This is a genomic window from Tateyamaria sp. ANG-S1 (assembly GCF_000814025.1).
In the GTDB taxonomy this organism is placed as follows: domain Bacteria; phylum Pseudomonadota; class Alphaproteobacteria; order Rhodobacterales; family Rhodobacteraceae; genus Tateyamaria.
The window spans coordinates 34,925-58,083 of record NZ_JWLL01000001.1; the positions used below are offsets into that span (position 1 = coordinate 34,925).

Below are 23,159 nucleotides of genomic sequence, written 5' to 3' on the forward strand. Positions count from 1 at the left end.
CCTTCATCTTGCCAAATAAACTCTCCCCGAAGGGCCGGTAAGCAACTGGGCCTATCCTAACGGGTCTGTGCGCCACAACTTCACACGCAAACCGCCATGGGCGATGCTCGGACCTTCGGGCAGAAACGGCAGCCCCGTGGCCTTGGCCAGTGAGGCCTCGCTGGTGACGATGCCCACACGCCAGCCCGAAAACCGCTCGGCCAGAACCTGCCCCAACCGGCCATAAACCGGGTAAAGCGCCTTCTTGTTCCCGATCCGCGCGCCGTAGGGCGGGTTCACGATCACCAGACCCGGCGGCCCGTCGGGCGGGGTGATTTCCCCGGCATTCCCGGTCTCGAATGACACAAGGTCCGCGACGCCAGCCCGCTCCGCATTGGCACGCGCCATGGCGATCACGCCCTGATCCCGGTCCGACCCTGTAAGGCGCACCTCAGGTGCGCCCCGGCGGTCAGATGTCCGCAACGCAGCCACCGCATCGGCGTCGAACCCGGCCAACTGCTCAAAGGCAAAGCCGCGCGCTCGTCCCGCCTGTAGGCCCGCCGCCATCTCGGCCGCCTCAATGACAAAGGTGCCAGACCCGCACATTGGGTCGAACACCGGCTGCGACCCGTCAAATCCGCACTGGCGCAGGAACAGCGCGGCGAGCGTCTCACGCATAGGGGCCTTGCCCACGGCCTCTTTATGCCCGCGCTTGTGCAACGGCTCGCCGGATGTATCGACGCTGATCGTCACCCGGTTGTCGTCAATGCGCACCTTAAGCGTGACAGGCGCATTTGCGGCCACGGTCATCCCGGCACTCTCAACCAACGCCGTCTCGATCCGCTTGGTCGCCGCACCTGCGTGATAGATCTTGGACTTGCGCGAGGTGGCAACCTCCACCCGCACGGGCACGTCCGGGCGCAGCACATCGGCCCACGGAAACTTCCGCGCCCGCTTGTCGAGCTGTGCCAGATGAAACGCCATGAAGGACCCCATGCGCCACAGCACGCGGGTGGCGCCCCGCAGCTCCAGATTGGCGCGCCAGACCTCCGCCCAGCCGCCGCGCAGGCTGACCCCGCCCGGCACCACATCGGCCACGTCAAAGCCATGTTCCCGCGCCTCATCGGCGAGGGTCTGTTCCATCCCCGGCAGGGTGATGGCAAAGATCGGGGCAGGTGTTTCGTCGGACATGGCGCCGTCTATAGGGCCGCCTGCCTCGATCCGCAAAGGTGCAGATCAGTCGGCAAACAGATAGTCCACCGCCGCGATCTCGCGCGCCTTTTCCGGGGCGACGCTCAGGAAACCGGTCAGGGCGGCGGCATTGTCGTCCAGATCGGCGGTCTCCTCCATCCGGTACAGATGCTCGAAATCCGCATCACGAAGCCTGTCGGATTCGTAGGTCATGTCGTGGCGGATGGTGGGCAGCAACCGGTCCAGCGTATCGGTGCTCGTCTGCTCTCCGGCCAGCCCGACACGCATGGCGTGCCCAATCAGGTATTCATCGGAAAACGAACACTGAATCTCAAGAATACGGGTGATCGAGCGGTCGCCAGCAAAGTCCTGCAACAGGTCCAGATTGCCGGGGTCCATACATACGATCAGCCGGTCGGTGTCGAAATAGTCAAACAGCATCCGCATCAATGCGCGGCGGTGGCGGGTGCGCTTTTCCAGTGTCTTCTGGATACCGCCCAGATCGGGCAGGGGGGTGTGCTCTTCGTTGAACAGGTATTCGATGGCGGGCACGTTGGTCATAACCCGGATGCGCTCCAGCAACCGCTTGGCCACATGCCACTTCTTGCACACGATGATCAGCAATTCGCGGTTGCGGCCCAGGGTGCTCTCGGTCTCCCAGAACCGCATGGCAAAGCGGCGCCCAATCCGGCCCCGGCCGGTCAGGAACTTGAACAGGCTCGCCCCCTCGTTCGAGATCTGGAATTGCACGTTTTCAGCCGCATACAGCAACCCAAGACGACGCTTGAGGTCCTTGGCCTCGGGGCTGATCTTGCGGGCAAACAGGAAATCCTGGCTCAGCAGCAGATCATAGTGATCGTCATAGAAGGTCACCGGCATACCGTAGTCGGTGAACATCAGGAATGTCAGCGTGCGGCTGCGGATCTCCTCTTCGGGCACGACATGGCGCACGATGGTCTGAAAGAACGTCTCGTCCGGGATCCACGTGGTACGGAAAAAGCGCATGACATCCTTGCGCTCTCGGGTGAAATCCAGAACCCACTCGATGGTGCGACGGCGCAGGCACCACCACTGGCTGCCGATCTGCACCTGGATATCGGCGGGTATCTCCCGCTTCAGACCAAAACGCTCCTGCAGGCGGTAGCTGGTGTAGAACCGCCACTTCTGGGTGCGCTCGTTAAAGAAGTGGCGGTAGATCAGCCGCTCTTCCCGCATGCCGGTCTTGATCCAGTCGCTGTCGAAATAGTCCAGACTTTCGATAAAATCCGCGTCGTTTTCGTCCAGAAAGTGATGGGTGTATTCGGCGCTCTTGATCGCCATGCAGTCGCCCGACAGCATGTAGAAATGCGTCGCCCGCGGGAACGCGTCTACCGCACTTTCGACAGCGTACAGGGTGGCCTGCACCAGGCTCCACTCGCCCCAGCCGCACCGGATACGCCGATGGGCAAAGGTGACATTCGGGTTGTGTTTCAACGCCTTGGTGATCTGGGCAAAATGCGCAGGATTGGCGCGCGCGTCAAAATGAATCGACATGTAGTCGCCCGCCGCAGTCAACCGCTCCGCTTGCTTGATGATGGCATCGGGGTCCTTGTGACATAGCAGAATATAGGCGATCTTTGCCATTCAGGAAACTTTACCACCGATCAACATGCGATTGTTTACGGTGATAAAGCTAAGCAGAGATTGAATAAACAGGATTTCTTTGCTTTTTTGCGCGACAAGCCAGTGACGCGGAGCACTGCAAGTAAAAAGGGCGAGTAGTCGTATGGGTTTCCCTGGCACCTGGATGACGGAAAGCGAAAGCGTGGTGTATCGGGTTGTGCCCAAATGCGCCTGTTCGACCATCGGTCAGATCATGTTCTACTCGGACCATGGCGCATTCTTTGATGGCGACATCCACGACGCCCAGGGCGGCATGCACAAATGGGCGCTTGAAGCGAGCCAGCCGGTCATCACCGACAACGTGAAAACGCACGGCTCCTACGCCTTCACCTGCGTGCGCAACCCCTACACCCGCATCTTGTCGTCCTTCTTTGACAAGATCTGCGGCATCCAGCGCAACGGCAAACGCTACCGCGGCAACCTCGTGCCGCTCCTGATCCAGAAATACGGGATCGAGGTGGGCGGCGACGACGGCAAACAGGAGTTCGACCAGATCAAGTCGTTCCGCCGCTTCCTGCTCTTTGCGCGCGACACCATCCGCTGGCGCCGCCCGATGGAGCCGGACATTCACTGGTCCGCGATGTCAGGGCACGTCTCAACCTTCATCGTGAACGGCGGCCGCTATGACAAGATCATTTGGACCGAGAAATTCAACGACGGCATGGAAGAGGTGATGCAGGCGATCAAGACGCCGCACGCCGTCAACATCGCCGACATCCCCCGCTTCAACGAAAGCGAAGGACACGGGCCCAAACGCGCCCACCCTGTCGAGGATTACTTCGACGACCTGTCCATGCACCTCGTCTACGAAATCTACAAACGCGACTTCGACCTCTTCAAATACGATTTCGAGGATCCCTCGAACAAGATGCCCGTGGGTGAGATTGACCTCGACGAGGTGCACAAGAAACTGGGCGACTGACCCCTAGTTCAACAGCACAGGCTCGGTCCGGCCCATGCGGCACAGGTCACAGACGCGCACGGCCTCCGTGATCCCCATCTTGGCCAGATCACGGAACTCAGGCAGGTCAAACGGGTCCGCAGCCGCGTAGTCCACGGCATAGCCAAGGTCTTCGAACGACCCCAGCGTCAGACGGCTCAGCGGGCGTACCTCGCCCGACAGAAACCCGGTCATCAACTCATTGCCAAACACCAGCTCGCGCCAATGCCCTTCGCGCGTGCCGGGGCCGCCGGTGTTGGCAACCGGCACGGCCTGTCCGCCAGCGGGGTCCAGATCGGCAAACTCGCGCGTCGCAGACGGCCCGACAAAGCGCGGGTCCATTGTGCCAGTCCCCGCAATCAGCCCCTTGCGCGCCCACAGCGTGCCAAAGCCCAGCACATGGGCCATCTCGTGCAGTACCACGTCCTCGAACCGGTTCTCGGCCTCCAGCGTTTCAACATCGGCCTGGTCAAATTCCATGATGCCCACGACCGGCAGTTCGGTGTCGGGCCGTAACACGGTGGGGCCAGCCTGCCCCAAAACCCCGTTCGCCCCGTCGAGGGGGCGCACCGACACGTCAATGCGCACGCCGCTCAGGGTCTCTCCCTCAAAGGTGACGGGCTCAAACTCCGTCTGCATCACCGCGTCCCAGCGTTCGGCGGCGCGGTCAAACACAGCGCGGCGGGCGGTGGGCAATTGTCCATCAAATCTCAGCGTGATCATGATCCTGCTCCGATTTTGTCAGTGGTCCATCCAATGTTGGAACCGATGGGCCGGGTGCCAATGGCAGACGGCAAACCGGCACCCCGCAGCCGAAACGCGGGATCAGCACTGGCCAAATCCTGCCGGATGTCAGGAAATTGAACCGCTTAGGCGTCCTCTTCCTCTGCGTCCTCGTCCCAGTATTCCCACGCCACCACCCAAGTGACGGCAAAGAACAAAGCGAACCAGGCAAAGTCGGAAAAGCCGTTATACAGCACCCACACCCGGTCGGTCGCATTGCGCCACACCAGTTCATTGGCACCGGCGCGCAGCAGCGTGATGCCGATCCAGCTGTAGTTCAGCAGCAGCCACCCTTCATCGACCAGCTTGATCTTGTAGCCCAACGTCCGCTCGACCAGGCTGGGCTTGAAAAACAGCCCCACGCCCAGAATCACGGCAAAGACCAGCGATCCCACGGTTGCGCTGATCTTGACGAAGGCCGTGTCGTTGAAAAAGAACCCCGCCGTGACCATGACCGCCGTGAGGAAAAAAATCGAGATGGCGAGCCACGGCAGGCTCTGATCCCACCGCCACCGCAGGACAATAGCGATCAGTGTTGCGACAGCGGCAAAGGCCGACCCAACCCAGATGCCTCCCAGCGTGTCTCCAAGGACAAAGGCGATGCCCGGCGCAAATTCGACGATCAGACGTTTGTCCATAAATTCCTGCTCTCAAATCGCTCAAAGACAATGACGCCAGCCAGTAGCGCGCCTGATGACGACACCTGCGGTCAGCGAAAGACCGAAATCCGTTTTATTATTTAAGAACGCGCCGCGCGCATGGAATACGCACCCGTCCAAAATTTACGGATGCTGGGGTCTGAACGGCACGCAGCATACATCGCGACGACCTGATGTGGACTGTGACTACCTGATGATGGCAGCAATCCGCGCGGCAATGGCCGCACTGCCCTTGGCTGAGGGGTGAATGCGGTCGATGTCGTGAAAACTCAGATCGCCATGCGGCACCAGATCGGCCACCGACACGAACGTCACCCCCGCATCGCGCGCCGCCATGCGGGCCAGCCGCGCCTCGAACCGGTCACCCAATGTGCGGCAGTGATCAATAATCGACCCGCGCCCCGGCGTGCGCAGATACCCGACATAGGCGACCCGCGCGCCGTCGGCCCGTGCCCGCTTCACCGCAGTGACAACCGTTCCGGAGGATCCGTCCTCGGCGATCAGCCGATCAAGCTGCGCCTCGCACTTGCGGCACCCGCAGCCCAGCCACAGATCATTGCCGCCCCCGTTCATGACAACCCAGTCCCACGGACCAGACCGGTACTGACTGCCAATACGCAGGCCCAGACTGCCGCTGACCGGCAAGACATAGTGATACCGCGCGCCGACCACGGATCGGTCAATCACTTGCGTGCCCAGTCGCCGCTCCAATTCCGACGCTACCGATTTCTTGGATGCGGCATTCCACGCCAGCATACTGTCGCCCGTCGCGATGATCCGCGCGGCACCCGATGACGGCACCGGCTCACCGCATGCCAACAGCATGACACAGGCCATCAAGGCCACCCAAAGCCGCATGTCATTCGCTCCAATCCGTCCCGTATGGGCACCCTACACACGCGAATCCCAACATTCCATAAACACCGGCCCCCTTGCTTGCATGCGCCCGACCGCCTACATGCGCATGCCATGGCGCAAGGAAAATCAGACCCAAACTACAAGGTCGCCGCCGAAAACCGGCGCGCGCGCTTTGACTACGCGATCGAGGATGACCTCGAATGCGGCATCGTGCTTGAAGGGTCCGAGGTCAAATCCCTGCGCGCAGGCGGCGCCAACATCGCCGAAAGCTACGCCCACGTGGACAATGGCGAGTTGTGGCTGGTGAACTCCTACATCGCCCCCTACGACCAGGCGAAATCCTTCAAACACGAGGAACGGCGCCCGCGCAAACTGCTGGTCAGCCGCAAGGAACTGTCGAACCTCTGGAACGCCACCCAGCGCAAGGGCATGACGCTGGTGCCCATCGTGCTCTATTTCAACCACAAGGGCATGGCCAAGCTAAAGATCGGTATCGCCAAGGGCAAGAAGCTGCACGACAAGCGCGACACCTCCGCGAAACGCGACTGGAACCGCCAGAAACAGCGGCTTCTCAAGGAACGCGGCTGACGTCCCCTTCCCTGTTTCCAAAAAATCCCGGGGTGAGCGCGCAACGCGAGGGGCAGAGCCCCTTGAACGGCGGCCCCCACAGCGGTACGAACAAGCGTTTTTTGTCGCCCGAGGGGACTCACCCATGTCCGATGATCCACGCACACTCGTTTCCACGGACTGGCTCGCCGCCCATATCAAGGACCCGGACCTGCGGATTCTCGACGCCTCTTGGTATCTGCCCGACGCAGGCCGCGACGCCCGCGCAGAATACGAAGCCGCCCATATCCCCGGCGCGCGGTTCTTTGACATTGACGAAATCAGCGACGCCCGCTCGGACCTGCCGCACATGGCACCTCCGCCCGAGAAATTCATGTCCCGCATGCGCGCCATGGGTGTGGGTGACGGGCATCAGGTCGTTGTCTACGACGGCGCTGGTCTGTTGTCTGCAGCCCGCGTCTGGTGGCTCTTTCGCCTGATGGGCCACCGCGACGTCGCCGTGCTCGACGGCGGTTTCCCCAAATGGCATGCCGAAGGGCGCGCTATCGAAGACATGGCCCCCGTGATCAAGGACCGCCACCTCACAGCCCGCTTCCAAAACCACCTCGTCCGCGACGTCACCCAAGTCAGCCAGGCGGCCAAACTCGGCTCCACCCAAGTGGTCGATGCCCGCGCCGCCGCCCGCTTCAAGGGTGAAGCGCCGGAACCACGCGAAGGCATGCGCCCCGGCCACATCCCAGGCTCGCGCAACGTGCCCTACGACACGCTCCTCAATGACGACAAGACGATGAAATCCCCCGCCGACACCCGCGCCGTATTCGAAGCGGCGGGCGTGGACCTGCAAAAACCCATCATCACCAGCTGCGGCTCAGGTATCACCGCCGCAATCCTCGCCCTCGCGCTCGAACGCATGGGACACGACAGCTGGTCGCTATATGACGGCAGTTGGGCCGAATGGGGCATGTCGCCCATGGTCCCCGTCGCAACCGGAGAGGCCTGATGTTCGAATCCCTCAAAGCCCAGAAACCCGACGGCATCCTGATGCTGATGCAAATGTACCGCGAGGACCCGCGTGAGGCGAAGGTGGACCTCGGCGTCGGCGTCTACAAGGACGCCTCGGGCAACACGCCCGTCATGCGCGCGATCAAAGCGGCGGAGCAAAGGGTCTGGGAAACCCAAGACAGCAAGTCCTATGTCGGCCTCGCCGGTGCGCCCGATTTCAACGACGCCATGGTCAAGCTGGTGCTTGGCGAAGCGCTGCCCCGCGACGCGGTGAACTCGGTCGCCACACCGGGCGGCACGGGTGCTGTGCGCCAGGCCTTCGAACTGTTCAAGATGGCCAGCCCCGGCGGGCGCGTTTTCGTGTCGAACCCCACATGGCCGAACCACCTGTCCATCCTCGACTATCTCGGCCTCGAAACCGTGCTCTACCGCTATTTCGACGACGACACGCGCGGCGTCGACTTCGACGGCCTCATCGCAGATCTGAAACAGGCGAAGAAGGGCGACCTGATCCTCCTGCACGGCTGCTGCCACAACCCCACGGGCGCCAACCTGACCGGCCCGCAATGGGACGAGGTGATCAAGGTTCTGCACGACACCGGTGCCACGCCCATGATCGACATCGCCTACCAGGGTTTTGGCGACAGTCTGGAGGAGGACGCCGCAGGCACGCGCAAGGTCGCCTCAGCCGTGCCAGAATGCCTGATCGCGGCCAGCTGCTCGAAAAACTTCGGCATCTACCGCGAGCGCACCGGCATCCTGATGATGGTCGCAAACAGCACCGAAAAGGGCATCGCTCAGGGCACGCTTAACTTCCTCAACCGCCAGAACTACTCCTTCCCGCCCGACCACGGCGCGCGGCTGGTGACAACGATCCTGAACGACGACGCCCTGCGCGCCGACTGGATGGCCGAGCTGGAAGAGATGCGGACCGGCATGCTGGGCTTGCGCGAACAACTCGCCAAGGAACTGGAGACCCGCTCCGGCTCCAACCGCTTCGGCTTTATCGCGGAACATCGGGGCATGTTCTCGCGCCTGGGCGCGGCACCCGAACTGGTGGTGAAGATGCGGGAAGAAAGCGGCATCTACATGGTCGGCGACAGCCGCCTGAACATCGCAGGGCTCAACGCCCAAACAGTGCCGGTACTGGCCGAAGCAATCGTTAAGGCTGGGGTCTGACCCAAGGTGCGCCGTGAAGGCGCACCGTACACCACCCTGTAGGGTGTGCGGTCCTCGCGCACCATCCGCGTGATCTACATCGCGAACGGGTCCGATTATCCGAGAAAACCCCGCATGGAAAAGCACGTCTTTCTCATCGGACCCGGCGGGATCGGAAAAACATCTACCGGCCCGTTTCTGGCGCGCCTCATCGGGCGGGAGTTCGTCGACCTCGACCAAGAGTTCATGGTCCGCATCGGACATATCGGTCGCTACATTCGGCAACACGGCTACGCCGCCTATGTACGTCAGAACGCAGATCTGTTACTTCAGCACGTCGCAGGCCGATCCTCGCCCGCCGTTGTCGCTCTGTCATCGGGGTTTCTGATCGCAGAGACCGAACATGACACAGTGATGAAGAACAGACAGATCGTCAAAGATCTCGGTCATACGGTGATGCCACTGCCTTATCACGATATTGAGCGTTGTGCAGACATCGTAACAGCCCGGCAAGTCGGGCGAGGCTTCAACCTGCAGCGCTCCATTGAGCGGCCAAAGTTTCTGGCCCGCGTGGCTGTGTACCGGACCCTCGTGGATCACATCGTGGTCTCACAAGGACGACCGGAAGAGGTGGCGCGTGATACATTTATGCGCATCTCTAACGCCGATACGGCACTTGGCAAACCGGACCCGTAGGGTGCGCGATCCCCGCGCACTGTCCGCATGATCCAATCAGACCTTGCGCAAAGACCAGTGCACGGGACACGATACATGAAAAGGTTGACTATACGCCTTCCGAGGTCTGCTACGACGCCACAATGCGCCGCCCAAATTCTCCCGATCATCTCCGCGCCGCCCTGTCCCACATCCGCTGGCTGGGCGGCGGCAGCGGCGCAGGCAAAACGACGCTTGCGAGGGAACTGGCGCAGACCCACTGCGCGCATCTCTATTCCAGCGACGACACCATGCAGGATCACGCCGCGCGCTGTTCTGCGCATCGCTGCCCCCGCCTTGCCGCCTTCAAGCGGATGAGCATGGACGACCGCTGGGTGAACCGGCCACCGGAGGAGATGCTGGACAGCTTCCACTGGTTCGCGGGCGAAGGGTTTGACCTGATCGTGCAGGACCTCCTCGCGCTGCCCCGCGACACACCGGTCATTGTCGAAGGCTTCCGCCCCTGGTCGCGCCCCTCCTGTCGGACCCGCAACACGCGCTCTGGCTCCTGCCCACCGCGGCCTTCCGCCGCCGCGCCTTCGACGCACGGGGATCAACATGGGACATCCCGAACCGCACCAGCAATCCCGAACGCGCGCTTGCCAATCTGCTGGCACGCGACGCGCTGTTTACGACCCGTGTAGAGGCGGATTGTGATCAGCTTGGGCTTCATACTATGCCGGTCACCGGCTCACCTGGGCAGGCCGACATATTGCACCATCTGAGCGGGCATTTCTTCGCGTGATGCGGTGCGCTCACCCGGTAATTTTGCGCGTCGCGCAATCGCAAAATCGGACCGTGTCAGAGAGCCATACAGCCCTCATATTCGCAACATGTCCCTTACCAATCCGTAAACGGTGCACAAATTTCCAGCGAAATGCGTTGCGTTAACCCGCACCCGTCCGACCGCTGGGAGAAAACGCGCAGTTTCGGCTCCAAAATGTGCAGTTCCCGGAATCCGCCCCAAAAGACGCCCAAGTCGTCCCCCGCAAAACACGCAGTTTGCGGCCCAAAACATGCAGTTTCAAATCAAAGCACGTGCGCTGATGGGTGTTGCACTAGGCGGGTAAACGCACCGCACGCCCCCGTCACAAAACAAAAAGACCGGGCGCGAACGCCCGGTCAGTCGGTTCTCTAACTGAGAGGAAGGAGCCTCAGCCTTTCGAGAAATCCGGATAAGCTTCCATGCCCATTTCCGACATGTCGAGGCCCGCGATCTCCTCCTCTTCGCCGACACGGATGCCGACAACAGCTTTGAGGATGAACCACAGAACCAGCGACGCGACGAAGGTGAACACGCCGTAAGCGATGATACCTGTGATCTGCGTGCCGAGCGATGCGTCGGAGTTGTAGAACACAACGGCAATGGTGCCCCAGATGCCTGCAAACAGGTGGACCGGGATCGCACCAACAACGTCGTCGATCTTCAGCTTGTCGAGGAATGGCACAGCAAAGACAACGATCACACCACCGATGGCACCGATCCAAAGCGCACCGAACAGCGTGGGTGCAAGCGGCTCAGCCGTGATCGAAACAAGGCCTGCCAGCGCGCCGTTCAGCACCATGGTGAGGTCAGGTTTTTTGTATAGAACCTGCGTCAGGATGAGCGCTGTGACAGCACCGGCAGCCGCCGCCATGTTGGTGTTGGCAAAGATGCGTGACACGTCAGATACGTCACCCACGGTGCCCATTGCGAGCTGCGAACCGCCGTTGAAGCCGAACCAACCCAGCCACAGGATGAATGTCCCCAGAGTGGCGAGGGCGAGGTTGGAACCCGGCATCGGGTTGACCTTGCCGTCCTTGTATTTGCCCAGACGCGGACCCAGCACGATGGCACCGGCCAGAGCGGCCCAGCCACCCACGGAGTGCACGACGGTTGAGCCAGCAAAGTCGGAGAAACCGGCTTCGGACAACCAGCCGCCGCCCCACTGCCAGGAGCCCGAGATCGGGTACATAAAGCCAGTCAAAACAACGACAAAGATCAGAAAGGGCCACAGTTTGATACGCTCGGCCAGGGCACCCGAAACGATGGATGCGGTGGCCGCAACAAACACCAGCTGGAAGAAGAAGTCAGAGCCGATGGATGCGTAGTCCAGTGCGGCATCAGCGGCTGCGACACCCACGGGATCCAGCACGGTTTGACCGCCAAGGGCGAAGTAACCGTTGAAGTCACCGGGGTACATCGTGTTGAAACCAACCAGCCAGTACATGATGGCCGCGATCGAGAAGAGACCGATGTTCTTGGTCATCTGCATGGTCACGTTCTTGGAACGGACCAGACCACCTTCGAGCATGGCAAAACCGGCCGCCATGAAGAAGACCAGGAAGCCTGCCATGCAGAACAGCAGGGTGGTCATGATGTAGGGGCCGATCTCGTCAAAGCCCGGGGCGGCGTCTTGCGCCAGCGCCAGCGTCGGCAATGCGGTCAGCGCCGCGCCGGCAATAAGAGATTTCGTGAGTTTCATTGTGCGTGTTTTCCCTTTGATGGCGCGCTTAGATAGCGTCTTCGTTGGTTTCGCCGGTGCGGACACGCACGGCCTGCTGGACGTCGAGAACAAAGATCTTGCCGTCCCCGATCTTGCCCGTCTGGGCGGTTTTGGTGATGGTTTCGACGATCTGATCCGCCATGGAGGCGGCGACCACGATCTCGATCTTGACCTTCGGCACGAAGTTCACCGCGTATTCCGCACCGCGATAGATTTCCGTGTGCCCCGATTGCGAGCCGAAGCCCTTGATTTCCGTGACCATCATGCCGCGCACACCGGCCTCGGTCAGCGCTTCGCGAACCTCCTCCAGCTTGAACGGTTTGATCGTAGCAATGATGAGTTTCACCACATGTCCCCTTACGTTGGCAGGTCGCCCTGCGATATGCGGGGAACAGAAAGCAAAGGGTCCAAACGGCAAAGATTTGCTCAAAGATTCACACTGGCGATGCACCGCCGTGTGCATAAAAAATGCGCAAATTGGCGCATTTGCATAATTTATAAGCGTTTAGGAATCGTTAACGAAGCGCGCGCAGGGCGTGGCAAACCCCGTCAAAACGGATAAACTGGCGCAAACAAAAGGCCGGGCAGGGGTCGTCAATGAGTGATTCAAGAAAGGGCAAGCGCCCCTTGGTGGCGGACCGTCGCTATCCAAAAAAAAAGAAGACGGCCAAGCCAGCGGCCCGCAAGGCACCGGCGAAGCTTCGCAAGGCGCCCGCCCGCAAGCCTTCACGCAATATCTTTGTGCGTTTGTTCAAGTGGATACTGCGCCTCGTGTGGTGGATCACGTGGCGGGTTGGTCTGACGGTTGCGGCAGGGATTGCCTTGGCCGTTGGCTATTTCTGGACCACGCTGCCTGACGTAGATGAACTGCTCGACGGACGCGCGCGCGGCTCGGTGACACTGCTGGACGGTGAAGGGAACCGATTTGCTTGGCGTGGCGACCAGTTCGGCGGCGTCGTCATGGCCAGCACCGTGTCGCCTGGCCTCAAAAATGCGGTGATCGCGATCGAGGACAGGCGGTTCTACCGCCATTTCGGCGTCAGCCCGCGGGGCGTTGCCAGCGCCGTGCGCATCAACCTGCGCGAAGGGCGCGGTCCGCTGCAGGGGCATGGCGGCTCAACGATCACACAGCAGACGGCAAAGCTGCTCTGCCTTGGTGTGGTATACGATCCTGCCGAATGGGAATCCGAGGCAGCCTATGTCTCCGACTGCCGCCGAGGTTCGCTTCAGCGCAAGGCCAAGGAAGCCGTCTATGCGATGGCGATGGAGGCAAAGTATTCCAAGGAAGAGATCCTCTCGATCTATCTGAACCGTGCCTATATGGGCGCGGGCGCCTATGGGGCCGAGGCTGCGGCACAACGCTATTTCGGCAAACCTGCCGCCACGCTAACGCCTGCCGAAGGGGCGATGCTTGCGGGCCTTCTGACGGCGCCCTCGCGCCTGGCGCCTACATCGAACCTAGAGCGTTCGCGCGACCGAGCAGCGACCGTGCTGCGCCTGATGGGCGAGCAGGGATATCTGTCGCGCGCAGAGGTTGCGCAATGGCAGGAGAACCCGGCCAGCCTGTCACCCGCTGCGCGGCGCAACGCGGGCGGGTACTTTGCCGACTGGGTGATGTCGACGGGGCCGGAGTTCTTCACCCGCAACACAACTGAAGACGTGATCATCCGCACGACGCTGGATCAGCGCCTGCAACGCGCCGCCGAAGACGCGCTGAAACAGGTGTTTGAAACCAAGGTGCGTGAAGGATCGAAAGCCCAGGCTGCCATCGTGGTGATGAGCGCAGATGGCGCTGTGCGCGCCATGGTCGGCGGACGCGAAACACAGGTGGCGGGCGTATTCAACCGGGCGATCCAGGCGCAACGACAGACGGGATCGGCATTCAAACCCTTTGTCTACGCTGCGGCCTTGGAACTGGGGTATTCACCGCTCGATTTCGTAGATGACGAACCGCTCACCCTCGATATTCCTGGGTCCGGTCGCTGGTCGCCTCGCAACTACACAAATACCTATTCGGGCCGCGTCACGCTCACCAAGGCTCTCGCGGACTCGTTGAACATTCCAGCCGTTAAGGTGTCCGAGAGTATGGGGCGGGATTTGGTGCGCCGTGTTGCCACTGACTTCGGGATCGATGGCGCGATGGCCGACGGACCGGCGCTGGCGCTTGGCGCGTCCGAAAGTACACTTCTCGATATGACAGGCGCCTATGCGGGAATTCTGAATGGCGGCTCGTCGGTCACGCCCTACGGGCTGATCGACCTGCGCTTGCGTGGTGACAGTGAGCCGCTGATGGGCACAGGCGGCGGCATTCGCGAGCGTGTCATACAGGAGGGGGCCGCCAAAGAGCTTATCTGGATGATGGAAAAGGTCGTGAGCGAGGGCACCGGTCAGCGGGCTCAATTCGGCGGCTGGCAAATTGCGGGCAAGACGGGAACGACGCAAGCGGCCAGAGATGCCTGGTTTATCGGCTTTACAGCAGACTACGTGGCAGGCGTCTGGATGGGGTATGATGACAATACGCCGCTCACAGGCGTCACCGGGGGCGGGCTCCCGACAGAAATCTGGCGCGAAACCATGGCGCGCGTCCACGAGGGCATGTCCCCACGCCCGTTGCCTCTGCAAGTGCCAGAACGGGCCGTACGCCAGGCGCAGACTCCCGCCCAGCAGGCACCACAGTCGCGCCAACCCGAAGTGCCCCGCACCACGGAAGGTCTGATCGAGACGCTGCTCCGCGACATATTGGGGGGTGGCCGCGATCGGTAGGCTCAGTGTGCAAGGGCGCGAAATCTTATCGACTTCGCGATCTTTCGTAGCGCATTCATGTCCGAACTGAACTCACAGAGCGGAGTCTGGCGATTTAGCCCAGATTTTTGAGATCGGCGATCATGGCGTCGATATTGCCGCCATTGCGGTCGATCAGCGCGCCAATCTCTGTCCGTTCGGTCAGCAGCAGGTTCACGCCTTCGATGAACATATTGAAGAACAGGTCGCGTCCGGACCGGTTCGACACATGAAAGGTCACGGCAAAGGGCGACTCACCACGCAGAAACGCCGTGGTCTCGACCTCGAACCAGTTCTTGACTTGACGCACGCCCTTCACTTCCAGCCGTCCGCCGATGAACTCGCGGAAGCGACGGCCATATTTGCGGGCGATGTACCCTTGGAACGCATTCGAAAATGCGCGCTTCTGCGCGTTGCTGGCGCGGCGGCCATCCACACCCATGGCGTAGGCCGAGATGTAGGAGGTGTCGCTGTAACGGGCAAAGATGCGCTCGAAATCCCGGAACATCGCGCTCTCGCCCTTGCCCGAGCCGATGACGTTGTTGATGTCGCCGACCAGCGAGTTGATCAGCTGCTTGGCGCCTGCTTCGTTCAGAGCAAAGGCCGGCAGTGCAGGCGCAAACGCGGCAAAGCTGGTGCCGGTTGCCAGGAAAAAACGTCTGTTCATGTCAAAATCCCTCGGTGTCCAAGGCAAACGGGTCAATCTCTGCAGCCGCACCGGTGTCACCCAACTCGAACCGTCGGTTCTGTAGCCAGATCAAACGTGCCTGGGCGTAGCTGTCAGCACTCTCATATAGAATGGAATCGACAGTATCGGTAAACCGGCCGCGCCGGGACAGGCCGGAAGCTGCCGCAGCGACCGTTCCGTAATACTGTTCCGGGCTGTCCACCATATAGCTCAGCGGGTTGGTGAACAGGTCAACGACCTTGCCGGTCGTGTTACGGGCCGTCGATGGCCCAAGAAGGGGAAGTTCAAGATAGGCACCTTCGCCGACGCCCCAAACAAACAGCGTTTCGCCAAAATCGGTATCGTGCGGCGGCAGTTGGAAGTCGGATGCGACATCGAACAGGCCAAAAATGCCAAGAACCGAGTTTGCCATAAAGCGAACGGTCGAAATGCCCGCACCTTCCAGATCACCTTGCAGCAGGCTGTTTACGACAACCGATGGCTCACCCAGATTGCGCGCGAAATTGCTCACGCTGTCTTCGATCTCGTCCGGCAGCACCGACGAGTACCCGATGGCGGCGGGGCGCACCAATGCGCGGTCAAGGCCACGGTTGAACGCATGAACCTTACGATTCTGGCGTTCATACGGGTCATTTATCCCGTCTGGTTGCGCCAGGCGCTGATCAGAAGCCGCACACGCGGCGAGCAGCCCAGCTGCCAGCAATAAGAATGCGGCATTCCGGGCGCGATAAAAAAGAGACAAAGCAAATCTCCGCTGGATATTTACGACGTGTAATTAATGGTGTTGTCCTAAATGCCCATAGCGCCGAAAGTGTATCCTTGTACATGTGGCACTTGCGCGACACGCAAAATACTCGATCGTAGACAGAAAACAAATTTGAGCAGCAGACAAGCGAATTGATGCCGATGCAAAATGACATGACAAAGCGGGGACATGCGGAACTGCGATCCGTAAGGCGCAAGAGCCGGGGCCTGTACTGGGCCGTTGGCTTGTTCAGCCTCTTCGCAAACCTGCTGATGCTGACCGGCCCTATGTACATGCTGCAGGTCTATGACCGCGTGCTTGGCAGCCGCAGCGAGGAAACGCTGATCGCGCTCTCGCTGTTGGTCGTATTCTTGTACGGCATCATGGGTATTCTCGACTTCACTCGCAGCCGGGTCATGGCGCGGGTCGGAGCGCGGTTCCAGAACGATCTGGACCGGCGAGTCTTCGATGCCGTTGTCCGCAAGTCGGCCGTCGCACCTGATCTGCGGACGCAGACCGGTCTCGCCGATCTCGAAGCGGTGCAGCGGTTCATCACGTCGCCGGTTCTGATGGCGTTTTTCGACCTGCCATGGACGCCCATCTTTATCGCTGCGATCTTTATGTTTCATCCCTGGTTGGGGTTCTTGGCGCTTGCGGGTGGTACGCTTCTGATCCTGATTGCGCTGGCCAACCAGCTTCTGTCACGCCTGCCACAACAAAAGGCGGGTCAGGCAGGGCAAGTGGCGTCCTCCATGTCTGATCAGCTTCGGGTCGAGGCTGAGATGGTGCAGGCCATGGGGATGCGCGGCGCTGCCTTTGACCGCTGGCAAAAGGCCCGTGGCGTTGCCCTCGACGAGCAGATCAAGGCCACCGATGTGGGGGGTGGCTTCACATCCCTGACCAAGACGCTGCGCCTGTTTTTGCAAAGCGCGATGCTGGGGCTCGGGGCCTATCTTGTGCTGCAGAACCAAATGACGCCGGGTGCCATGATCGCAGGTTCGATCCTTCTGGGTCGGGCATTGGCGCCCATCGAACTAATGCTGACGCAATGGCCTGTGGTGCAGCGCGCGATCAAGGGGTGGTCGGCCCTTGCCGAGCTTCTTGGCGCGGTGCCCCCCGAACAGCCGCGCACGGCATTGCCCAAACCCAAGGCCAGGCTTGTGGCCAAGTCATTGATCGTCGTGCCGCCCGGCGAAACTTCGGCCGCGCTGCGCAGCCTCAACTTCGACCTTCCGCCGGGCCACGCCATGGGTGTCATCGGCCCGTCCGGAGCAGGCAAATCCACCCTTGCGCGATGCCTCACCGGCGTGTGGCGCCCAGCAGGCGGATCGATCCGCCTTGATGCAGCGGCGCTCGATCAGTACGCACCCGAAGTCCTTGGCACGCACATAGGCTATCTGCCGCAGCGGGTGCAGCTGTTCGACGGCACGATTGCCGAAAACATTGCGCGTCTGTCCACCGAACCGGATGATGAAAAAGTGGTCGCTGCCGCACAGAAAGCAGACGCGCATCGCATGATCCTGGAGTTGCCCGACGGGTACGACACGAGAATCAATGCGGGTCAGCAACGCCTCTCAGGTGGCCAGATACAGCGCATCGGCCTTGCCCGCGCGCTTTACAACGATCCGGTCATCCTTGTGCTGGATGAACCCAACTCGAACCTCGACAACGAAGGAACCATGGCACTTAACAAGGCGATCCGCGCGTCAAAGGCAGACGGGCGCTCAGTCATCATCATGGCGCACCGGCCTGCCGCCATTCAGGAATGCGACCTGCTGTTGGTCATTGATGGTGGCGTGCGGACGGCGTTTGGCCCCAAGGACGAGGTGCTGAAATCCATGGTCAAGAACCACCAACAAATCCAAACTGCGCCAGCCAGTGCAGGAGGCGTGACATGAGCGAGAAACGCTGGTCCGCGACCACACCTCTGATTATCGGGTTCTTCGGCCTCTTCGGTTTGCTAGGCGGGGTGGCAGCCTGGGCCACGCTCACCGAGATCGCAGGCGCGGTTATCGCCTCCGGTCGGATCGAAGTCGACCAGAACCGCCAGATTGTGCAGCATTCTACCGGCGGCATTGTGTCCGAAATCGCGGTTAAGGAAGGCGACAGCGTCGATGCTGGCGACCTTTTGATCCAACTCGACGTCGCGCAAATGCAGTCCAGCCTCGCCATCGTTGAAAGCCAGCTTTACGAATTTATGGCCCGCCGCGGTCGTTTGGAAGCCGAGCGCGATGAGCAGAACGTGATCACCTTCGAAGAAGAGGTTCTGGCCGTCGCCAAGGATTGGCCCGACGTGCAGGAACTGATCACTGGGCAGGAAAACCTGTTTCATGCGCGCCGCGAGTCGATCGAAAGACAGACCGAACAACTGGCCGAGCGTGCAGCCCAGACGCGCAATCAGATCAAGGGGATTGAAGCGCAGGAAGCGTCCCTTGGCCGCCAGCTTGAACTGATCGAACAGGAACTCGCGGCACAAGAAAGCTTGCTTGAACGTGGTCTCACGCAGGCGTCTGGCGTGTTGGCCCTGCAACGGCAGCAGGCCTCGCTCGACGGGCAGATCGGCGAATTGGCCGCGTCCAAGGCACAGTCCGAACAGCGCATCACCGAGATCGAGATCGAGGTGCTACGCCTCAACTCCACCCGGCGCGAGGAAGCGATCACCATGCTCCGCGACCTGCGCGCGCGTGAGTTGGAATTGATCGAACAGCGCCAGTCTCTGCTCACCGACATTGAGCGCATGGAAATCCGCGCGCCTGTGTCGGGCATCGTCTACAACATGCGTGTGCAAACCCCTCGCTCGGTTGTGCGGGCGGCCGATCCCGTGCTGTTCCTGATCCCGCAGGACCGCCCCTTGGTCATTGCTGCCCGTGTCGATCCGATCCACATCGACCAGATCGTGGCTGGGCAGTCGGTGAACCTGCGCTTTTCTGCCCTCGACCAGCGCACCACCCCCGAACTCATCGGCGAAGTGGTCCTTGTCTCTGCCGACGCGTTTGAGGATGAGGCCGTTGGCATCAGCTACTACCGGGCCGAGATTGTGCTGAGCCCGGGCGAGATAGACAGATTGGACGAAAACCAGATCCTTGTCCCCGGTATGCCGGTCGAGGCGTTCATCCGCACCGCCGACCGCACGCCGCTGGCCTATCTGGTCAAACCGGTGGCCGACTACTTCAACCGGGCGTTCCGCGAATCCTGACATCGGCCCTTTTCAGTCCCGCGCGGGCGGTCTAGCGTCCGCGCAACAGACAAAAAGGAGCCGTTCAATGTCCATCGAATCCCGCCTTGCCGAACTGGGCGTGACCCTGCCCGACGCCCCCGCGCCTGCCGCCAATTACGTGCCCTTCGTGCAGGTGGGCGACATCGTCTATGTCTCGGGCCAGATTTCGAACGGGCCGGATGGGCTGATCACAGGCAAGCTAGGCCATGACATGGAGGTCGAAGCAGGCGCCGCCGCCGCCAAGACCTGCGCCATCAGCCTGCTCGCTCAGGTCAAAGCCGCGTGCGGTGGCGATCTCGACCGCCTCGTCCGCGTGGTCAAACTGACCGGCTTCGTCAACTCCACCGCCGACTTCACCAACCAGCCGCAGGTCATCAACGGCGCTTCAGACTTCCTGGTCGAAGCGCTGGGCGATGCAGGCCGCCACAGCCGCTCCGCCGTGTCTGCCGCGGCCCTGCCCCTCGGCGTCGCGGTCGAAATCGAAGGCATCTTCCAGATCAAATGACCCCCCGACTGCCCGACGCCTTCCTCGGTGCGCCGCTCGCGCACCGGGCGCTGCATGACGTGACCGATGGCCGTCCGGAAAACAGCCGCGCCGCCATCCGCGCGGCCATCGCGCATGGCTACGGCATCGAGATTGACCTGCAACTCAGTGCCGACAATCAGGCGATGGTGTTCCACGACTATGCCCTCGACCGTCTGGCCAAAGGCACAGGACCAATCCGCATTGTCCCCGCGGGGACACTCACGAAGACGCCGCTGAAAGGCGGCGATGAGGGCATTCCGACCCTGACCGAAGTGCTTGAGATCGTGGCGGGCCAAGTCCCCCTGCTGATCGAGATCAAGGATCAGGATGGCGCCATGGGTGACGTCATCGGCCCGCTGGAACAGGCCACGGCAGACGCGCTGACAGGCTACACAGGCCCCGTCGCCATGATGTCCTTCAACCCGCACAGCGTCGCGCGCATGGCGGACCTCTGCCCCGATATCCCCCGCGGCATCGTCACAAGCGCTTATGCCGAAGGGGACTGGCCCCTCAACCAAACCACCCGCGACCACCTGCGCGACATCCCGGATTACGACAGGGTCGGCGCCTCCTTCATCAGCCACGAGGTCGCAGACCTCGCTCGTGCCCGCGTGGCCGACCTCAAAGCCCAAGGCGCAAACATTCTCTGCTGGACTGTCAGATCGCCCGCTCAAGAGGCCCAAGCGCGCAAGGTCGCGCAAAATATCACGTTCGAGGGCTACCTCGCCCCCCATCCCGGTTGAAGCGCGGCCCGCGCGCTACACATCTCAACCTGTTGAGCAGGGAAGGCTGTTTGTGTCCGAACAAGAAATAGAAATCCGTGTGGTGCCCAGTCTGTCCGAGATCCCGGAGACGGAGTGGGACGCTTGCGCCTGCCCAGAAGCGGCAAATGGCGGCAGGCCCAACGACCCATTCACCACGCACCGCTTTCTGAAAGCGTTGGAAGACAGCAATTCCGTGGGCCCCGGCACCGGTTGGCAGCCGCAGTACCTGCAAGCGGTCGTGGACGGGCAAACGGTGGGCTTCGCGCCCATGTACGCCAAGAACCACAGCCAGGGCGAATACATCTTCGACCACAACTGGGCGCACGCTTACGAACGGGCAGGCGGGCGGTACTACCCCAAACTGCAAATCGCCGTGCCGCACACGCCCGCCACCGGGCGGCGATTCCTGACACACCCCGACTTCCCCGAGCTGGGCATGCGTGGCCTCATCTCGGGTGCGGTGCAACTGGGCGAGAACAATAAACTCAGTTCAATGCACGTCACCTTCTGCACCGAAGCCGAACGCGACTTCGGCGCGGACCTAGGCCTCATGCCGCGCACCACCCAGCAATTTCACTGGCTGAACGACGGCTACAACACATTCGACGATTTCCTCGGCAGCCTCTCCAGCCGCAAGCGCAAGAACATCCGCAAGGAACGCGCGCGGGCGCAGGATTTCGGCGGCACCATCCATGTGCTGACAGGCGATGACCTGCGGCCCGAACACTGGGACGCCTTCTGGCGCTTCTACCAGGACACAGGCGCGCGCAAATGGGGTACGCCCTACCTCACCCGCCGCTTCTTTGACATCGCACACGAGACGCTGGCCGACGACATGGCGCTGGTGCTGGCGGAACGGGATGGGCATTTTGTTGCGGGTGCGCTGAACTTTATCGGCGCTCAGACGTTATACGGCCGCTACTGGGGCTGCACCGAACACCATCCCTGCCTACATTTCGAGTTGTGCTACTACCAAGCCATCGACATCGCGATCCAGCACGGGTTGCAACGGGTCGAGGCAGGCGCACAGGGCGAACACAAGCTGGCGCGGGGATACCTGCCGACACAGACCCACAGCCTGCACTGGGTGGGCGATCCGGGCTTTGCCGACGCTATCGCCCGCTACCTCCAAGCCGAACGTGAGGCGGTGGAAGAGGAGATCGAAATTCTCACGGATTACGGACCTTTCAGACAGGTCCAGATCGAGGAACAGGAATAATGGAAAAACTCAGCGAAGAGACGCGGGCCACCCTGCTGGATCCGCTGCTGGCGACCGGATGGGCCGTGACCGAAGGGCGAGACGCGATTCACAAGACCTTTGAGTTCAACGACTTCGTGGATGCCTTCGCCTGGATGACTCGCGCGGCCATCTGGGCCGAAAAGTGGGACCACCACCCCGAATGGTTCAACGTCTATAAACGGGTCGACGTTACGTTGACGACGCATGACGTGGGTGGACTGAGCACGCTTGATGTGAAATTGGCCCGCAAACTGGACAGCCTCGCAGACTAAAAGACTATGGAAAAATTGAACAGCTTCCTTGCCACCGAGATTTGGCAGGGCAAAACCGTGGGCGACTACCTGTCGCTTGAATTCCTCGCCTCTTTCTTCGGCTCGATCCTTGCCGCGATCACCATCCTGATCGTCGGTTGGATCGTGGCCGCGTGGCTCGGGCGCCGCGTCACCAACATCTCCAAGCGCAGCCGGCATCTGGACGACACGCTTTTCAACTTCCTCGGCTCCATCGTCCGCTACGTCCTGTTGGGGTTCACCTTCCTCATTGTCCTGAACACGTTCGGCGTGCGCACAACTTCCGTTGTCGCGGCGGTCGGTGCCGCCGGTCTTGCCATTGGTCTGGCCTTGCAGGGCACGCTGTCGAACGTGGCCGCAGGGGTCATGCTGATCCTGTTCCGTCCGCTCAAGATCGGAGACTTCGTCCAGATCGCGGACAAGATGGGCACGGTGAAGGACGTGACGCTCAACTTCACAGAGCTTGCAGATGTGAGCAACGCACAGGTGATCATCCCGAACTCGGAAGTGTGGGGCAACGTCATCACCAACTACTCCATTTACCCAACCCGCCGAGCAGAATGGACCTTTGGCGTGGGCTACGGCGTGAACCTCAAACAGGCCGAAGATGTCATCCGCGACACGATCATGGCCGATGAGCGGTCGAAGTCAGACCCGGCCCCCTTCATCCAGGTGAACAACCTGAACGCCAGCTCGGTCGATTTCCTGGTGCGCGTCTGGTGCGACGGCGCCGTCTATTTCCAGTACCAGGCCGACATGAAGCGGAAGGTCAAAGAAGCGCTGGACGACGCTGGGGTCAACATCCCCTTCCCAACCCGCACGATCATCCAGGCGGCGGAGTAAATCCAACCGTAATCCAAATGAAAAAGGCCCCCGATTGGGGGCCTTTTGCGTCATTCCTGATTTGGT

General features: G+C 61.2%; 23 protein-coding genes. 14 read left to right on the forward strand and 9 right to left on the reverse strand.

Annotated features, from left to right (window positions below):
* Nucleotides 1-51: 51 nt before the first annotated feature.
* Nucleotides 52-1,170, reverse strand: coding sequence for an RNA methyltransferase (locus RA29_RS00190; protein ID WP_039681791.1), 1,119 nt, complete (start codon nucleotides 1,168-1,170; stop codon nucleotides 52-54).
* 45 nt (nucleotides 1,171-1,215) lie between these two features.
* Nucleotides 1,216-2,793 carry a DUF5928 domain-containing protein gene (locus tag RA29_RS00195; RefSeq protein WP_039681792.1) on the reverse strand — a complete coding sequence of 526 codons (1,578 nt, stop codon included), beginning with the start codon at nucleotides 2,791-2,793 and terminating at the stop codon, nucleotides 1,216-1,218.
* Between the two features lie 142 nt (nucleotides 2,794-2,935).
* Between RA29_RS00195 and RA29_RS00200 the strand changes: the two genes are divergently transcribed.
* Entirely contained in the window at nucleotides 2,936-3,754 is an 819-nt protein-coding gene (locus RA29_RS00200) for a sulfotransferase family protein (RefSeq protein ID WP_039681795.1), read from the forward strand.
* A gap of 3 nt (nucleotides 3,755-3,757) precedes the next feature.
* On the opposite strand, the gene RA29_RS00205 is transcribed toward RA29_RS00200, so the two are convergent.
* The 3 genes from RA29_RS00205 to RA29_RS00215 all read right to left on the reverse strand — a co-directional run bounded on the left by RA29_RS00205 (nucleotide 3,758) and on the right by RA29_RS00215 (nucleotide 6,072).
* Nucleotides 3,758-4,495 (reverse strand): leishmanolysin-related zinc metalloendopeptidase, encoded by a 738-nt coding sequence (locus tag RA29_RS00205; RefSeq protein WP_052249375.1) that lies wholly within the window; start codon nucleotides 4,493-4,495, stop codon nucleotides 3,758-3,760.
* A gap of 146 nt (nucleotides 4,496-4,641) precedes the next feature.
* A complete protein-coding gene (locus tag RA29_RS00210; RefSeq protein ID WP_039681797.1) occupies nucleotides 4,642-5,193 on the reverse strand; it encodes a septation protein IspZ in 552 nt (183 codons plus the stop codon).
* A gap of 207 nt (nucleotides 5,194-5,400) precedes the next feature.
* Nucleotides 5,401-6,072: an SGNH/GDSL hydrolase family protein gene (locus RA29_RS00215; protein WP_039681798.1), complete on the reverse strand. Its 672-nt coding sequence runs from the start codon at nucleotides 6,070-6,072 to the stop codon at nucleotides 5,401-5,403.
* 111 nt (nucleotides 6,073-6,183) lie between these two features.
* Between RA29_RS00215 and smpB the strand changes: the two genes are divergently transcribed.
* The 5 genes from smpB to RA29_RS00240 all read left to right on the forward strand — a co-directional run bounded on the left by smpB (nucleotide 6,184) and on the right by RA29_RS00240 (nucleotide 10,157).
* Nucleotides 6,184-6,660: an SsrA-binding protein SmpB gene (gene smpB / locus RA29_RS00220; protein WP_039681799.1), complete on the forward strand. Its 477-nt coding sequence runs from the start codon at nucleotides 6,184-6,186 to the stop codon at nucleotides 6,658-6,660.
* A gap of 124 nt (nucleotides 6,661-6,784) precedes the next feature.
* On the forward strand, nucleotides 6,785-7,639 hold the full coding sequence (sseA, locus tag RA29_RS00225; protein ID WP_039681800.1) for a 3-mercaptopyruvate sulfurtransferase: 855 nt from the start codon (nucleotides 6,785-6,787) through the stop codon (nucleotides 7,637-7,639).
* Complete coding sequence (locus RA29_RS00230; protein WP_039681801.1) at nucleotides 7,639-8,820, forward strand: amino acid aminotransferase; 1,182 nt, start codon at nucleotides 7,639-7,641, stop codon at nucleotides 8,818-8,820. The genes sseA and RA29_RS00230 overlap by 1 nt, the downstream gene beginning before the upstream one ends.
* A gap of 114 nt (nucleotides 8,821-8,934) precedes the next feature.
* Nucleotides 8,935-9,495 (forward strand): shikimate kinase, encoded by a 561-nt coding sequence (locus RA29_RS00235; RefSeq protein ID WP_052249376.1) that lies wholly within the window; start codon nucleotides 8,935-8,937, stop codon nucleotides 9,493-9,495.
* A 122-nt stretch (nucleotides 9,496-9,617) separates the two neighbouring features.
* The gene (locus RA29_RS00240) at nucleotides 9,618-10,157 is read left to right on the forward strand and encodes a hypothetical protein (RefSeq protein ID WP_206540127.1); all 540 of its coding nucleotides are present in this window, start codon (nucleotides 9,618-9,620) and stop codon (nucleotides 10,155-10,157) included.
* A 510-nt stretch (nucleotides 10,158-10,667) separates the two neighbouring features.
* On the opposite strand, the gene RA29_RS00245 is transcribed toward RA29_RS00240, so the two are convergent.
* Nucleotides 10,668-11,978, reverse strand: coding sequence for an ammonium transporter (locus tag RA29_RS00245; RefSeq protein ID WP_039681803.1), 1,311 nt, complete (start codon nucleotides 11,976-11,978; stop codon nucleotides 10,668-10,670).
* Between the two features lie 28 nt (nucleotides 11,979-12,006).
* Entirely contained in the window at nucleotides 12,007-12,345 is a 339-nt protein-coding gene (locus tag RA29_RS00250) for a P-II family nitrogen regulator (RefSeq protein WP_039681805.1), read from the reverse strand.
* Between the two features lie 251 nt (nucleotides 12,346-12,596).
* Here RA29_RS00250 and RA29_RS00255 point away from each other — a divergent pair, with 251 nt between their 5' ends.
* Nucleotides 12,597-14,762, forward strand: a complete 2,166-nt coding sequence (locus tag RA29_RS00255) for a PBP1A family penicillin-binding protein (RefSeq protein WP_039681806.1) — start codon at nucleotides 12,597-12,599, stop codon at nucleotides 14,760-14,762.
* Between the two features lie 94 nt (nucleotides 14,763-14,856).
* Here RA29_RS00255 and RA29_RS00260 read toward each other — a convergent pair whose 3' ends face one another.
* Both RA29_RS00260 and RA29_RS00265 read right to left on the reverse strand, forming a co-directional pair.
* Entirely contained in the window at nucleotides 14,857-15,447 is a 591-nt protein-coding gene (locus tag RA29_RS00260) for an ABC transporter substrate-binding protein (protein ID WP_039681807.1), read from the reverse strand.
* 1 nt (nucleotide 15,448) lies between these two features.
* Nucleotides 15,449-16,210 (reverse strand): VacJ family lipoprotein, encoded by a 762-nt coding sequence (locus RA29_RS00265; RefSeq protein ID WP_052249377.1) that lies wholly within the window; start codon nucleotides 16,208-16,210, stop codon nucleotides 15,449-15,451.
* A gap of 176 nt (nucleotides 16,211-16,386) precedes the next feature.
* Between RA29_RS00265 and RA29_RS00270 the strand changes: the two genes are divergently transcribed.
* The 7 genes from RA29_RS00270 (at nucleotide 16,387) to RA29_RS00300 (ending at nucleotide 23,093) form a co-directional block, all read left to right on the forward strand.
* Nucleotides 16,387-18,111 (forward strand): type I secretion system permease/ATPase, encoded by a 1,725-nt coding sequence (locus RA29_RS00270; protein WP_241462520.1) that lies wholly within the window; start codon nucleotides 16,387-16,389, stop codon nucleotides 18,109-18,111.
* Complete coding sequence (locus RA29_RS00275; RefSeq protein WP_039681808.1) at nucleotides 18,108-19,409, forward strand: HlyD family type I secretion periplasmic adaptor subunit; 1,302 nt, start codon at nucleotides 18,108-18,110, stop codon at nucleotides 19,407-19,409. Before RA29_RS00270 ends, RA29_RS00275 begins: the two co-directional genes overlap by 4 nt.
* A 67-nt stretch (nucleotides 19,410-19,476) precedes the next feature.
* Nucleotides 19,477-19,935: a RidA family protein gene (locus RA29_RS00280; protein WP_039681809.1), complete on the forward strand. Its 459-nt coding sequence runs from the start codon at nucleotides 19,477-19,479 to the stop codon at nucleotides 19,933-19,935.
* Entirely contained in the window at nucleotides 19,932-20,699 is a 768-nt protein-coding gene (locus tag RA29_RS00285; protein ID WP_039681813.1) for a glycerophosphodiester phosphodiesterase family protein, read from the forward strand. The genes RA29_RS00280 and RA29_RS00285 overlap by 4 nt, the downstream gene beginning before the upstream one ends.
* A gap of 52 nt (nucleotides 20,700-20,751) precedes the next feature.
* Nucleotides 20,752-21,939, forward strand: a complete 1,188-nt coding sequence (locus RA29_RS00290; RefSeq protein WP_039681815.1) for a GNAT family N-acetyltransferase — start codon at nucleotides 20,752-20,754, stop codon at nucleotides 21,937-21,939.
* Complete coding sequence (locus RA29_RS00295) at nucleotides 21,936-22,232, forward strand: 4a-hydroxytetrahydrobiopterin dehydratase (RefSeq protein WP_039681820.1); 297 nt, start codon at nucleotides 21,936-21,938, stop codon at nucleotides 22,230-22,232. The genes RA29_RS00290 and RA29_RS00295 overlap by 4 nt, the downstream gene beginning before the upstream one ends.
* Nucleotides 22,233-22,238: 6 nt before the next feature.
* A complete protein-coding gene (locus RA29_RS00300; protein WP_039681824.1) occupies nucleotides 22,239-23,093 on the forward strand; it encodes a mechanosensitive ion channel domain-containing protein in 855 nt (284 codons plus the stop codon).
* Nucleotides 23,094-23,159 lie beyond the last annotated feature (66 nt).